The following is a 13,874-nucleotide window of genomic DNA, read 5'->3' on the forward strand; positions in this document are numbered from 1 at the left end:
AGGCCCACCACGACATGGAGCAGTCATGCGTCGATACCTTCTCGTTACCTTATTGATAACCTCATTTAGCGCACACGCCCTGCAAAGTGTGCGCGTCGGTAGCCAGGTACTGGTGGTTGGCGACAGTGCCGCGCGTGTGAAAGAGTTGCTGGGTGACCCTTCGGTGCGTGGCAAAAGCAGTGGCTCCAACAAAAACAATGCGCGCAAAGGCGCACCGAAGTCTTCCGGCAAGCGCAAGGGCAAAGGTAAGCAGGGTAAATCCGAGGCGAAGGGCGAAACGTGGCAATACCGCCGCGACGGCCATACCACCCGCTTCACCATCGTCGACGGCAAGATCGCGCATATCGAAGACACCGCGCGCTAGTTTCCCCTGGTTTTCAGCTCCCAGGAACCGTCATCCCGCTTTCGCGGGAGTGACATCAAAGAAGAGAGCGTCGCCCCCACAATGACCTCAGGGTGTGCGCAACAGTTTCAACAACGCACGCGGCTCCCACCGCACGTAGGAAGCCTCGGCCTCGCGAATGAGCGCAACGGTTCGCGAGTTCGCCGGTGCACACATGCCCTTGGACTTGGCCAGCGCAACGATTTCACCATTGATGTAATCCACCTCGGTACGGCGATGCGCCTGAAGATCGTCCCACATGGACGAACGTGCCAATGGATCGATCGCCAGCATGCGGGAAGCGACGCGTTGAAACAACGCATCTGGCAGGGCCAGCACGGTCGGAAGCCAGCGCGCGGGAAGGGCAGTGAGCTGCGCAGGGCGAATGCCGGCGGCATGCAGCACGTGCAAGCCTTCGCGCTGTAAAAGGGCCAGACATTGACGCCATGCGCGTTGCGCCAGTTCGTCGCGTAGCGGCATGCCGCTCAGCGCATTGAGCGGATTGTTGAGATTGATCAGCAATTTTGCCCACAGCACCGCCTGCATGTCATCGCAGGGATGCAGAGGCAGGCGCGCAGCCTCGAAGGCATGTATCAGGGGCTGGACAGTGGACGCATGTTCGACCATCAGCGCACCCGACGACGCTTGGTGAAAATGTGCGCGATCCGGTTGCGTCACATTGAATGGCACCATGCCGGCAAGAACATGGCAGTGCGGAAGCGCTGCGCGCAATTCCGCCGCATTGCGTACACCGTTTTGAAAGCTGATCACGCATGTGCGGGGCGCGAGCACGTCGGCCAGTTCATGCGCCACGTCCATGGTCGCGGACGACTTCACCGTTACCAGCACTACGTCGACGCCATGCGCGGCATCAGGTTGGGTGGCAATGTCGAGCGATTCGGCATCGATATGGTGACGATATCCGTTGAGATCGCTGACCGTCAGCCCATGCTCCGTGAGGCTTTTAGCCATATGCGGACGTGCGATGAGGCGAACGTGCGCGTGAGCGTGCAAGCGGCCGCCAAGATAGTTACCGACCAACCCGGCGCCATACACGGCAATGCGCAACGCCGAGGTCATGCGACAGCGGCGGCGGCGGCGCGTCCGGCCACGCGGCCTGAAAACAGACAGCCACCAAGAAAACTGCCTTCCAGTGCGCGATAACCATGCAAGCCACCGCCGCCGAAACCCGCCGCTTCGCCTGCCGCATACAAACCGTGCAAGGGTTGGCCATCGTGTCCAAGTATGCGCGCATCGAGGTCGGTTTCCAGGCCACCCAATGTCTTGCGCGTAAGAATATGCAAGCGCACTGCGATAAGCGGGCCATTGGCCGGATCGAGCATGCGGTGCGGCTTGGCGACGCGCACGAGTTTGTCGCCGCGATAACGGCGCGCGTTGTGAATGGCCATGATTTGGCCGTCTTTCGCGAACGGATTATCGAATTGCAGATCGCGTGCCTGGATGTGTTCGCGCACAAGCGCAACGTCCAGCAACTGGCTGCCGGCCAGTGCGTTCATGCCCGCGACGAGCTCCTCAAGCGTGTCACGCACGATGAAATCGCGTCCGTGGCGCTTGAAGGCTTCCACCGGCGCAGGTGCCTGTTTGCCGATGGCGCGCCTGGCGACTTGTCGCCAGCTCTTGCCGGTAAGGTCGGGGTTCTGTTCGGAACCGGATAACGCAAATTCGCGTCGAATGATTTGCTGGTCGAGCAAAAACCAGCTGTAGTCGAAACCCGTTCGACGCAGGTATTCAAGCGTGCCCATGGTATCGAAACCGGGCCACAGGGGCCCCGGCAGCCGATGACCACGCGCATCCAGCCACAGTGAAGAAGGTCCGGGCAGAATGCGGATGGCGTGCATCGGCCAGATCGGATTCCAGTTTTCGATGCCTTCTACGTAGTGCCACATGCGATCGCGATTGATCAGTCGCGCGCCGGCTGTTTCGCTGATATCCAGCATGCGTCCATCCACGTGCGCGGGGACGCCGCACAGCATGTGGCGTGGGGGCGCACCCAGGCGCTCGGGCCAGTGCTTTCGCACCAGTTCGTGATTCCCGCCGATGCCGCCGGACGCGACGACGACGGCCTGCGCGCGGTATTGGAAATCGCCGATGACCTCACGTGAACTGGGCTTGCCGCGTTCGACCGCATCGTCAGCCAGTCGCGCGCCATGCACGCCGACAACATGGCCGTTGTCCACCATCAAACCATCCACACGATGGCGAAAGGCAAACGTCAATAAGCCTTTGGCCTGCGCTTCGTGCGCGCGCCGTACGAACGGTTCGATCACGCCGGGGCCGGTGCCCCAGGTGACATGAAATCGCGGCACCGAATTGCCGTGTCCGATGGCACCGTAGCCGCCGCGTTCGGCCCAGCCCACCACCGGAAACCAGCGCATGCCCATGCCGTGTAGCCAGGCGCGCTTCTCGCCCGCGGCAAAATCTACGTAGGCCTCGGCCCACCGGCGCGGCCAATGATCCTCGGACCGATCGAAGGCGGCCGTGCCCATCCAGTCTGTCAGGGCCAGCGCATGCGAATCACGCACGCCCATCCGCCGCTGCTCCGGCGAATCGACAAAAAACAGTCCGCCGAACGACCAGAACGCCTGCCCACCCAGGCTTTGCTCAGGTTCCTGGTCGATCACGGTGACGCGTCGGCCCGCATCGGCTATTTCCGTGGCTGCCACCAATCCGGCCAAGCCGCCGCCGATCACTATGACATCGGTGGATTGCATAGACAGCCCCTGACCTTGCCCCAAGGCTCACGTTATCCCGGCCTTCACCATTTGCCTATGTGCGCTGCGCCATCCATGACCGATGACAGGGAATGACATACGGCCCATGCCTCGAACGGCTGTCGCGTTAAACGCTATGCACGGTGGCGCGCATCCAAGCGCGCAGGAGCCATCGGGCCCGGGTCATCAGGAGGGAGTCTTCCATGCGCCGTTTGCCATTCGTCATACCGATGCTTGCGCTTACCGTAGCGATCACTGCGCCAGCCGCCAGCCACGCACATAACCTGCAATGCTCATACAGCAGCGACTACGACGTGCAAGTCAAAGCGGAAGGCATTGTCTTTACGCGCGACAGCGGCCAGCCGGGCGTGGTTTTCATACACGATGGCTCGTTGCGCGTGGACGGTCGGGACGTACACGTTTCAAATGCCGATGCAGTGCGTTTGCGTGAATACGAACACCACGTGCGCGACCTGGTGCCACAGGTGGCATCCATGGCGCGCGATGGCGTGAATATCGGTTACGCGGCCATTACCACGGTCGTCGCCACGTTGTCGGACAACGGCGATGAACGCACGCGCCTGTTGCATGAATTGCGCGATCGCCAGACCGACGCATTGAACCACATCGACCACACACTCGGACGTGGCGAGTGGCAAGCGGGCGATGAAGACGACCTGTTCGATAAGAATCTCGAGGACACGGTGGCCGATCTGGTCGGCAGTATTACGGGTGACGTCGTCAAGGATGCGCTAAGCGGCGATTCGAACAAGCTTGCGTCGCTGCAGGCGCGTACGGATGCGCTGAATGCCATGCTCGACAAAGCCATCGATGCGCCGGCCGACAAACTGGGTCAGCGCGCCGACGCGCTTTGCCCGCAGCTGGGGGAGCTTCAACGATTGCAGGATCAATGGGCGTTTCGCCTCGAGGGCGGTGAACGCTTGCAACTGATTTCAACTGACACGGAGCGTTCCAACAAGGCGAGCCAGTACGCCCAGCGCTAGTGAACTAGCGTACATCCCCACCGTGCTCCCCCTGCACGGACATCATGCCCGGTTCTGACCGGGCTTTTTTCTTTGGCTTTGCTCGCACCCAGGATGTGGACCGACAGTCCTGGCGCGCGCGCTGTCGATCTCCTGCTGCGCACCGACGCCTCCATGCCGAGCCACAAAAGTAAGACAAATTCGCCGCATACGTATGCGCATGGCCTCTTTTGGCGTTTTTGGCATGTCCGTGAAGGGGTGCCGGTTGCTATGATGGAAGCCTTGCGGCCGCCTCCGCCTTCCCCAGCGTGGCCGCCTTCGTTCCGCAGGAGAAATCATGGCCGACCTTAAAGAAGCCCGCGTCCCCGATATCGGCGGTCACAGCGATGTGCCCGTCATTGAGGTATTGATCAAACCTGGCGACACGGTCGAAAAGGATCAAAGCCTGATCACGCTGGAATCGGATAAAGCGACGATGGAAGTACCCGCGCCGTTTGCTGGCGTGGTCAAGGAATTGAAGCTGAAAGTGGGCGACGAGGTCTCCGAGGGCGCCCTGATTGCGATCATCGAAGCCAGCGACGCTGCCGCGCCTGCACCGGCCAAGGCCGAAGCGCCTGCTGCCAAAGCGCCTGCGCCCACCCCTGCTCCAGCACCTGCACCTTCACCTGCCGCCGCCGCGCCGCAGGTGAAGGAAGAACCCGCGCCGATCGGTGGCCGCGGCGTGCTGCCGGGCAATGCACCGGAGGGCGATGTCGCCCCGCAGGCCCGCCCGCCCTTGGACGCCAAGCTGGTGATGCCCGGCGATGCGCCGTACGCCACGCCCGCGGTCCGCGCCTTCGCGCGCGAGCTGGGTGTGGACGTGCGCCAGGTGAAGGGCAGCGGCCGTAGCGGCCGCATCGTGCGCGAGGACATCACCGCCTACGTCAAACACGCGCTGGCTTCCGGCGCGCGCCCCGTCGAGGGTGGCACCGTGGCGGCAGGTGGCGGGCTCAATCTGCTGCCGTGGCCGAAGGTGGACTTCGCCAAGTTCGGTGAAGTGGAAGAAAAGCCGCTTACGCGCATCCAGAAGATTTCCGGCGCGAACCTCGCGCGCAACTGGGCGATGATTCCGCACGTCACCCAGCATGAAGACGCCGACATCACCGAGCTGGAAGCCTTCCGCAAGAAGCTCGGCGAAGAAAACAAGGATCTGAAGATCACCCCGCTGGTGTTCCAGATCAAGGCGGTGGTCGCGGCACTGAAGAAATTCCCGCAGTTCAATGCATCGCTCGATGCGACTGGCGAGAAGCTCATCCTCAAGAAGTACTTCCACGTCGGCATCGCGGTGGATACGCCCGATGGCCTGGTGGTACCGGTGATCCGCGACTGCGACAAGAAAGGCCTGCTCGATCTGGCAACCGAACTGGGCGAGATCTCCAAGAAGGCGCGCGACAAGAAGCTCGGCCCCAACGATATGTCCGGCGGCTGCTTCTCGATCTCCTCGCTCGGCGGCATCGGCGGCACGGCGTTCACGCCCATCGTCAACGCGCCGGAGGTGGCGATCCTCGGCGTGTCTAAGGCACAGACCAAACCAGTATGGAACGGCAAGGAATTCGTGCCGCGCCTGATCCTGCCGCTGTCGCTGAGCTACGACCATCGTGTGATCGACGGCGCCCTGGCCGCGCGCTTTGCATCCTTCCTCGCCACCCAGCTCGGCGACATCCGCCGCCTGCTGCTCTGACGCGAGGAGAACATTGATCATGGCCAATACGATCGAATTGAAGGTTCCTGACATCGGCGGTCACGAAAACGTGCCGGTGATCGAGGTGCTGGTGAAAGCCGGCGACAGCGTGGCAAAGGAGCAGAGCCTCATCACGCTGGAGTCGGACAAGGCAACGATGGAAATTCCCGCCACCGCTTCGGGCGTCATCAAGGAGATGAAGCTCAAGCTGGGTGATGAAGTGTCCGAGGGCGCCATCATCGCCATCCTGGAAGTGGGTGATGCCGAGGCGGAAGCGCCGAAGGCCGCCGCACCCGCGCAAGCGCCTGCTGCACCGGCCCCTGCGCCTGCTGCAGCTGCGCCGGCCGCCGCACCCGCCAAGCCCGCTGCAGCGCCCGCACCGCAGGCTGCCACCGCATCGGGTCGCAAGGCGGACATCGAATGCAAGCTGGTTGTGCTCGGCTCTGGCCCTGGCGGCTACACCGGTGCGTTCCGCGCCGCCGACCTGGGTGTCGACACGGTACTGGTGGAGCGCTACGCCACGCTCGGCGGCGTGTGCCTCAACGTGGGCTGCATTCCGTCCAAGGCATTGCTGCATGCAGCCGCCGTCATCGACGAAGCGGAGGCCATGGCCGCGCACGGGGTGACCTTCGGCAAGCCCAAGCTTGATCTGGACAAACTGCGCAGCTTCAAGAACAAAGTGGTCGGCCAGCTCACCGGCGGCCTTGCTGGCATGGCCAAGCAGCGCAAGGTGCGCGTGGTGCAGGGCGTGGGCACGTTCGTGTCGCCCAACGAGATGGAAATCGACACGGACGAAGGCAAGAAGCTGCTGCGTTTTGAATACGCCATCATCGCTGCCGGTTCGCAAGCCGTGCGTCTGCCTGCCTTCCCGTGGGATGACGAACGCATCGTGGATTCCACCGGTGCACTGGAACTGCGCGACATTCCCGCCAAGCTGCTCGTCGTGGGCGGCGGCATCATCGGCCTGGAAATGGCGACCGTGTACGGTGCGCTCGGCAGCGAAGTGACCGTGGTCGAGTTCATGGACCAGATCATTCCGGGTGCCGACGCCGATCTCATCAAGCCGCTCGCCAAGCGTCTGGGCAACAAACTCAAGGGCGTGCACCTCAAGACCAAGGTGGTGGATGCCAAAGCCACCAAGAAGGGCATCGAGGTCAGTTACGAAGGTGAAAGCATTCCGCAAACCACCGTGTTCGACCGCGTGCTGGTTTCGGTTGGCCGTTCGCCGAACGGCAACAAGATTGGCGCGGACAAGGCCGGCGTGGCGGTGACGGATCGCGGCTTCATCAATGTCGACACGCAAATGCGCACCAACGTGCCGCACATCTTCGCCATCGGCGACTTGATCGGCCAGCCGATGCTGGCGCACAAGGCCACGCACGAAGCACGGGTCGCGGCGGAAGTGGTGGCTGGCATGAAGAGCCACTTCGATGCGCGCGTGATTCCTTCGGTGGCCTATACCGATCCGGAGATCGCCTGGGTTGGCGTCACCGAGCGTGAAGCGAAGGAAAAAGGCCTGAAAATCGGCGTGGGCAAGTTCCCATGGGTGGCCAGCGGCCGCGCCATCGGCATCGATCGCACGGAAGGCTTCACCAAACTGTTGTTCGACGAAGAAACGCACCGCGTGGTCGGTGGCGCCATCGTCGGTCCGCATGCGGGTGATCTGATTTCGGAAATTGCCCTTGCTATCGAGATGGGCTCCGAAGCGGCCGATATCGGCCTCACCATTCACCCGCATCCGACGTTGAGCGAGTCGGTGGGTATGGCGGCAGAAGCCTATGAAGGCACCATCACCGATCTGTACCTGCCCAAGAAGAAGTAAATGCGTGGAATAAGAAAGACCCGGATCGCTCCGGGTCTTTTTTATGTGCGAGAACTCGTTGCTCTTTCGTTGTCGAGTGGTGCGACCGCAACGTTGACTTGGACGCTCGCATTTCCTTGCAGCACCCGCTGTACCGTCATTCAGGCCTTCGCCGGAATGACGGTGAGGTATAAATAGGCAATTGCGTTCATAGCCGTAGCGAGCTGTTGTCGAACAGATCGCTTTGCGCCATGAAACTGTCCTGATCCACGAAACCGGATAATCCTACGCCCACCAGCCGATAGCGACTGCTGGCGTCGCGCTCGACGCGCTCACGCAAGGCGCACGCCAGATCCGCCAGTTCTGCGGCCGAACGTGGTCGCATCGAGGGCGTAAGGCTGCGCGTCAGCGTGTGGAAATCAGCGGTTTTGAGCTTCAGCACGATGGTGCGCGCGATCCGTCCGCGCTGGACTTCGCGTTCCTGCGCGACCCAGGTTTTTTCGGCCAGGCGACGAATGTGCGGCTCGAGCTCGTCGAGGGTGAGGTCGTGCTCGAACGTATCTTCCGACGACACCTGCATGGCAAGCTGATTGGGTTGCACAGGATGATCGTCGATGCCCAGCGACAGTTCATGCAGGCGCCGCCCCCAACGACCGAACCGCTGTTCCAGCTCCAACATCGAAAAATTGCGCAAATGGCCCACCGTCGTGATGCCGAGTGCGTCCAGCTTGGTTTCCATCACCTTGCCCACGCCGGGCAGGCGATTGACCGGTAGCGGCGAGAGAAAATCGAGTATCTGATGTGGACGAATGACGAACAGCCCGTCGGGTTTGTTCCAATCTGAAGCGATTTTGGCGAGAAATTTATTCGGGGCCACGCCAGCCGAGGCGGTCAGTTGCGTTTCTTCGCGGATGGCCGCGCGGATGGCATCCGCCGTTGCGGTGGCCGAAGGAAGCCCGGTCTTGGTGGCGGTGACGTCCAGATACGCCTCGTCCAGCGATAGCGGTTCGATCAAATCCGTATGTCGCGCGAAGATCTCGCGCACGTGCCGCGATGCCGCTTTATAACGCACGAAATCCGGCGGTACGAAAATCGCCTGCGGGCAGAGACGTTCCGCGCGCACTGCCGGCATGGCCGAACGCACGCCGAATTTGCGGGCCTCGTAACTGGCCGCGCACACCACCGAGCGCGCGCCGCGCCAGGCCACCACCACCGGTTTGCCGCGCAGCGAAGGATCGTCACGCTGCTCCACGGACGCGTAGAACGCATCCATGTCGACGTGAAGAATCTTGCGTGGTGCGTTAGGCAAGAGCGTGCGAATGGGTCCGATGATGGCGGCAGTTTAGTACGCGCTGGGTCATAACTCGTCGCCCCGCGTGCGCAGGCGCGACGAGTCATGGCGGGCGAGTCAGTGCGGCTCGCCCTGACCGGGTACACCTAGAGAAGTAGCCGGATGTCTCCGCGTCACGAGCGCGTAGCCGCTCCGCAGGCAAGCCGTTCCAATCGCTCCGCCAGGTGTCGCGCAAAGCGCTCGGCCGCATCCGGCCTTTGCGCCAGGAACAGTGCCGGTTCGATCACTTCCAGCTCCATCAGCACGAACTGTCCGTTGATCACGACGCCGTCGATGCGGGCGTAGTCCGGTGGCTGATGCTCCAGCGCACCCACTGCGGCCAATACCTTGTTGGCGGCATCCACCAGACCGGCATCAGGCGTGGCTGGCGCCGTGCTGCCGCCATGCTGTTCTTGCACGCGATAATCGCCCACGGTCGGACGCTTGAGCACCGCGTGGCTGTATGCGCCACCGAAAAACATCAACGACCATTCACCGTGACTGGCTATCTCGGGCACGAACGGCTGCACGAGGTAATCAAGGCTCTTGGGCAATGGTTCGCACGCGTTTTCAAAGGCTGTTGTTCGCGCGCGCCCGCGGACGGTATGCCATGCGCCGCCGCTGACGGTCGGTTTGATCACCACCTCACCGTCGGGCAGCGACGGCAGCCGTTCATGCAAGTCACGACCCGGCACGACCTGCGTCGGAATGATCGGCACGCCTTGGCGTTCCAGATCGAGCAGATAACGCTTGTCGCTGTTCCAGCGCAGCATGTTAGTGTCGTTGATGACGATCGCGTTGAGCCGGTCGAGCATCTGCGTCCACGCCAAAAAAGCGGGGTAATGCTCGAAGTAATCCCAGATCGTGCGCACCAGCACGGCGTCGAATCCGCCCCAGTCGACCGCCGGATCATTCCACACGCACACGACCGGCTGAACGCCAAGCCGTTCCAACATGGCCATCAGATACACATCGTCCTTATGGACGTTCGGAAATTGCCTGGACGAAGCAACCCCTAAGCGGAAACGCGAAACAGGCACAGGCATGAGACACCTCCAAAGAATTGGGGTGGGCGCCCTTGGATATGGGAGTGGTCGGCGATCCGAGCGTGGCGGATGGAAGTCCGTCGCAGCACCCCTCGGGGCCGATGCGCCGGCATAGCTCATAGCATGGCGCGTGACGGTGAAAGTATCGGCGGCGCGAATTTAGCGTGTCAATGTGACGATGGTCATCCGGCGGGGTGCGACGACCTGTCGTAGGGCAAAGGTCAGCGGACATCGGGGGGCGACTCAGGTTAATGTCGGCACTTATGACTGAAGAAACCTCCTCATCCTCTTCCTATCTGCGCCGGCTCGGCGTCTGGAGCGGCGCCGCCATCGTGGTGGGTGGCGTGATCGGCAGCGGTATTTTCCGCACGCCGGCGACCGTCGCCGAGCGCACCTCCTCGGGCGTGCCACTGCTTGCACTGTGGGTGCTCGGCGGTCTGCTCACGCTGGCGGGCGTGCTGTGTTACGCCGAACTGGGGTCGCGGCGCCCGCATGCTGGCGGCATCTACCTGTATTTGCGCGAAGCATTCGGTTCGTTGCCGGCGTTTCTGTTCGGCTGGACCATGGCGCTGATCAACTACCCCGGCAGCGTGGCCGCGGTGGCGGTCACCTTTGCCGACTACGCGTGCCGCGCGGTGAGCTTGCCGGCCTTTTGGGTGAAGCCGGTGGCGGTGGGTGCGGTGTTCTTCATTGTCGGGGTGAATCTATTTGGCATTCGCGCCGGTTCGTTGCTGGTGAATCTGTTTACGGTGCTGAAGCTGGCGGCGATTGCCATGTTGCTGGTGGTGGGCCTGGTGCTCGCACACGGACATATCGGCAATGTGTTGGCGCCCGATCCCTCGCATGTGATATCGGGCGGTGCGTGGATTGGCGCCTTGTTGCCGGTGCTATTCACCTATGGCGGCTTCCACTATTTGAACGACATGGCGGGCGAGGTGCGCGATCCACAACGCACGTTGCCACGCGCGCTTACCTTGGGCCTCGTCGGGGTGGTGGTGTGCTACGTGCTGGCGAACGTCGCCTACCTCGTGGGCCTGGGGCACGCTGGCCTGGCGGCGAGCAAGGCGCCCGCGGCGGATCTGATGAGCAATATCTTCGGGCCGTCCGGCGCGACCGTCATGGCGATCGGCATCGCGTGCTCCACCTTCGGCTATTGCAGCATCGCCATCGCCGGCGGTGCGCGCGTGCTGCAGACGATGGGTGCGGATGGGATGTTTTTTCGCTCGGTGGGGCAGATCGAGCCGCGCTGGCGCGCACCGCAAGTGGCGCTGGGTGTGCTGGGCTTATGGACCATCGTGCTGATTCTTACCGGCACGTTTGATCAACTGGTCAACTACACCACCGTGGGCGAATGGCTCGGCCATGCGTTCGGGATCGCCACCTTGTTCTGGTATCGCCGTCAGTTCGGCGCGCAGAGTTCACCGTATCGCGTGCCGCTCTATCCAGTGCTGCCATTCGTGTTCGTGGCGACGGTGCTGGGCGTGATCACCGCCACGGTGATCAACACGCCTCACGACGCGGGCATGAGCCTGGTGATCATTGCACTGGGTGTGCCGGTGTATGCCGTGTGGCGCAACTGGGGCAAGCGGCGGTCGGTTTAGCCTTCTGCACGACGGCGCGATCCCGGTTCATTCATACTCACGGCTATCCATCGGTGAGGTGTGAATGAAAGCGATCACGCTGTTGGTGGGATGTATGGTGAGCCTGCTGCCCTTGGGCAGCCGCGCTGCACAGGTGGCCGACCTTGCCGCGCCGTCTGCGTCCCCTGCAATCGCACTTGAGCAAGTGCAACGCGTCGGGCAACTTGAGCACGATGCGCATGGCACACCGTTGGTCCGTTATGCGTTTCAACCCTCCGGCCAGCCGCAGATCGTCATCACATCTGCCACGGGTGCATGGAACTGGAGCGGGCAGGGTGCGCTGCGTCTGCAGGTGCAGAACGCGATGCCATGGGCCGTGACGCTCGATGTCGATATCAATGGAAGCGCAGGGCAACACCTGCATGCCGCCGTGGGCTTGCCTGCAGGACCTGCGCAGACGTTGGTGATCCCCCTGCAGGCGACATCCGCGCGGGCGTTCGGCATGCAGGTGGGGCCGCCGATGCCGTTCGATGATCATGGAAAAATGGTCTTCGTCGCGACGATGGTGGAGGGGGCGATCGATCTGGCCCGCGTGCATGATGTTCGCCTCAGCATGCCGGCGCCGCAAGCCGCGCAGCAGCTCCTGCTAGGTACATTGGAAACGGATGCTGGCCATCAGGTTTTGCAGGATGCTTACCGTGACATCGTCGATCAATGGGGACAGTACACGCGCAAGCAGTGGCCGGAGAAAATCGCCAGTGATGCGGCATTGCGCGATGCTCACGCGCAGGAAGCAGGCACGTTGTGCACGCAATTGGCCGCGCTGCACGGGTTTGATGCGTATGGCGGACGTCAGGACATCGCACTGACGCGCACCGGCTGGTTCCACACGCAACAGGCGAACGATCGCTGGTGGCTGGTGACGCCGGATGGGCACGCGTTCTTCTCGCTCGGCGTCAACGCCGTGACCTCCGGTGATACGCGCACCTATGTGCAGGGGCGAGAATTCATGTTCGCCGATCTGCCACCCGATACCGCGCCGTGGAGCGCGTTTTATGGCGCGAGCGACAGCCGCGACGCCGAACGCGGTGCAAGCGCAGGCATCGGCAGCAATCAGGGTCGCTGGTTCGATTTCTACGCGGCGAATCTTTATCGCGTGAATGGTGCCAGGTGGTTGACTGCATGGCGCACGCGCACGCTCGATCGCCTGCAGGCGTGGGGGTTCAACACCATTGGAAATTGGAGCGACGATGGCTTGGGCGCGCTGCATCGGGTGGCTTACACGTTGCCGATCTATATCCGTGGCGATTTCGGCAATGTATCCAGCGGCTACGACTATTGGGGGCGCATGCCCGATCCGTTCGATCCGCGTTTCGCACAGGCGGTGGAGCAGGCCGTGACCCACGCGACGGCATCATCGCGCGATGATCCGTGGTTGCTAGGCTATTTCGCCGATAACGAGCTGGCGTGGGCAGGGCAGGGGCCGCAAGGGCATTGGGGTTTGGCTATGGGTACGCTGCGGGGGGAAGCACGCAGTGCAGCCAAGCAGGCGTTTATCGCTATGTTGAAGCACAAATATGGTGCAGCATCGAAACTCGCGACCGCGTGGGGTATCGCGTTAACGGATTGGTCGGCGTTGAATGCGACCAATTTCTCCGCGCCGGAACCGAATGCTGCCCATCCAGCGATCGCCGAGGATTACAGCGCGTGGCTGCGCCGCTACGCCGATCAGTATTTCAGCCTGGTCGCCGCGGCCATCCATCGACACGACCCGCATCATCTTTTCTTGGGTGGACGTTTCGCGGTGAATACGCCCGAAGCGGTGGCATCGTGCGCGCGTTACTGCGATGTCATCAGTTTCAACGTTTATGCGGATTTACCGCAGCATGGTGTCGATGTCGCTGCGCTACACGAGTTGAACAAACCGGCCATGATCACCGAATTTCATTTCGGTTCGGACGATCGCGGACCGTTCGGCAAGGGCGTCGTTTCCGTGTGGAACGAAGGGCAGCGTGGCGAGGCGTATGCGCGCTTCGTGCGGGCGGCCGCGCGCGATCCGTCGATCGTGGGAACGCATTGGTTCGAATACATCGACGAACCGGCGACGGGGCGGTTGATCGATGGAGAGAACAGTCATATCGGGCTGGTGGGTATTACCGACATCCCGTTTGCCGGATTCGTCGATGTGGTGCGGAGGACGAATCTGCAGTTGCGCCATTAGCGCATCGAGTGCATCGTGCGGAAGTCTCTCAAGCACGCCTCACCGTCATTCCGGCCTTCGCCGGAATGACGCTGAGGCG

The 13,874-nt window shown here is 62.3% G+C and carries 10 protein-coding genes; 6 read left to right on the forward strand and 4 right to left on the reverse strand.

From position 1 onward, the window contains the following. The first annotated feature begins 25 nt into the window (after positions 1-25). Complete coding sequence (locus DWU98_RS19710; RefSeq protein WP_115497294.1) at positions 26-364, forward strand: DUF2845 domain-containing protein; 339 nt, start codon at positions 26-28, stop codon at positions 362-364. A gap of 87 nt (positions 365-451) precedes the next feature. Here DWU98_RS19710 and DWU98_RS19715 read toward each other — a convergent pair whose 3' ends face one another. Then, entirely contained in the window at positions 452-1,462 is a 1,011-nt protein-coding gene (locus DWU98_RS19715) for a 2-dehydropantoate 2-reductase (RefSeq protein ID WP_115497295.1), read from the reverse strand. Then, positions 1,459-3,114: an FAD-binding dehydrogenase gene (locus DWU98_RS19720; RefSeq protein ID WP_115497296.1), complete on the reverse strand. Its 1,656-nt coding sequence runs from the start codon at positions 3,112-3,114 to the stop codon at positions 1,459-1,461. Before DWU98_RS19720 ends, DWU98_RS19715 begins: the two co-directional genes overlap by 4 nt. 203 nt (positions 3,115-3,317) lie before the next feature. Here DWU98_RS19720 and DWU98_RS19725 point away from each other — a divergent pair, with 203 nt between their 5' ends. From DWU98_RS19725 to lpdA, 3 genes are all read left to right on the forward strand, one after another. Next, on the forward strand, positions 3,318-4,118 hold the full coding sequence (locus DWU98_RS19725) for a DUF2884 family protein (RefSeq protein ID WP_115497297.1): 801 nt from the start codon (positions 3,318-3,320) through the stop codon (positions 4,116-4,118). Between the two features lie 316 nt (positions 4,119-4,434). Beyond that, positions 4,435-5,817: a dihydrolipoyllysine-residue acetyltransferase gene (aceF, locus tag DWU98_RS19730; protein ID WP_115497298.1), complete on the forward strand. Its 1,383-nt coding sequence runs from the start codon at positions 4,435-4,437 to the stop codon at positions 5,815-5,817. A 19-nt stretch (positions 5,818-5,836) separates the two neighbouring features. Further along, entirely contained in the window at positions 5,837-7,639 is a 1,803-nt protein-coding gene (lpdA, locus tag DWU98_RS19735; RefSeq protein ID WP_115497299.1) for a dihydrolipoyl dehydrogenase, read from the forward strand. A 187-nt stretch (positions 7,640-7,826) separates the two neighbouring features. On the opposite strand, the gene dinB is transcribed toward lpdA, so the two are convergent. Both dinB and DWU98_RS19745 read right to left on the reverse strand, forming a co-directional pair. Further along, on the reverse strand, positions 7,827-8,927 hold the full coding sequence (gene dinB / locus DWU98_RS19740; RefSeq protein WP_115497300.1) for a DNA polymerase IV: 1,101 nt from the start codon (positions 8,925-8,927) through the stop codon (positions 7,827-7,829). Between the two features lie 155 nt (positions 8,928-9,082). Beyond that, positions 9,083-9,994 (reverse strand): ATP-grasp domain-containing protein, encoded by a 912-nt coding sequence (locus tag DWU98_RS19745; protein WP_115497301.1) that lies wholly within the window; start codon positions 9,992-9,994, stop codon positions 9,083-9,085. 263 nt (positions 9,995-10,257) lie between these two features. On the opposite strand from DWU98_RS19745, the gene DWU98_RS19750 reads away from it, so the two are divergent. Together DWU98_RS19750 and DWU98_RS19755 are read left to right on the forward strand one after the other, a co-directional pair. Then, a complete protein-coding gene (locus tag DWU98_RS19750) occupies positions 10,258-11,595 on the forward strand; it encodes an APC family permease (RefSeq protein WP_115497302.1) in 1,338 nt (445 codons plus the stop codon). A gap of 64 nt (positions 11,596-11,659) precedes the next feature. Beyond that, positions 11,660-13,795, forward strand: coding sequence for an alpha-amylase family protein (locus DWU98_RS19755; protein WP_230474958.1), 2,136 nt, complete (start codon positions 11,660-11,662; stop codon positions 13,793-13,795). Positions 13,796-13,874: the final 79 nt, after the last annotated feature.

The sequence above is a fragment of the Dyella monticola genome (genome assembly GCF_003363155.1).
Taxonomy (GTDB): domain Bacteria; phylum Pseudomonadota; class Gammaproteobacteria; order Xanthomonadales; family Rhodanobacteraceae; genus Dyella_B; species Dyella_B monticola.

Excerpts from the sequence above, each read along its gene's own strand:
- DWU98_RS19710 (WP_115497294.1), top strand. The coding sequence starts at position 26 with ATGCGTCGATACCTTCTCGTTACCTTATTGATAACCTCATTTAGCGCA.
- DWU98_RS19715 (WP_115497295.1), bottom strand. The coding sequence starts at position 1,462 with ATGACCTCGGCGTTGCGCATTGCCGTGTATGGCGCCGGGTTGGTCGGT.
- DWU98_RS19720 (WP_115497296.1), bottom strand. The coding sequence starts at position 3,114 with ATGCAATCCACCGATGTCATAGTGATCGGCGGCGGCTTGGCCGGATTG.
- DWU98_RS19725 (WP_115497297.1), top strand. The coding sequence starts at position 3,318 with ATGCGCCGTTTGCCATTCGTCATACCGATGCTTGCGCTTACCGTAGCG.
- aceF (WP_115497298.1), top strand. The coding sequence starts at position 4,435 with ATGGCCGACCTTAAAGAAGCCCGCGTCCCCGATATCGGCGGTCACAGC.
- lpdA (WP_115497299.1), top strand. The coding sequence starts at position 5,837 with ATGGCCAATACGATCGAATTGAAGGTTCCTGACATCGGCGGTCACGAA.
- DWU98_RS19745 (WP_115497301.1), bottom strand. The coding sequence starts at position 9,994 with ATGCCTGTGCCTGTTTCGCGTTTCCGCTTAGGGGTTGCTTCGTCCAGG.
- DWU98_RS19750 (WP_115497302.1), top strand. The coding sequence starts at position 10,258 with ATGACTGAAGAAACCTCCTCATCCTCTTCCTATCTGCGCCGGCTCGGC.
- DWU98_RS19755 (WP_230474958.1), top strand. The coding sequence starts at position 11,660 with ATGAAAGCGATCACGCTGTTGGTGGGATGTATGGTGAGCCTGCTGCCC.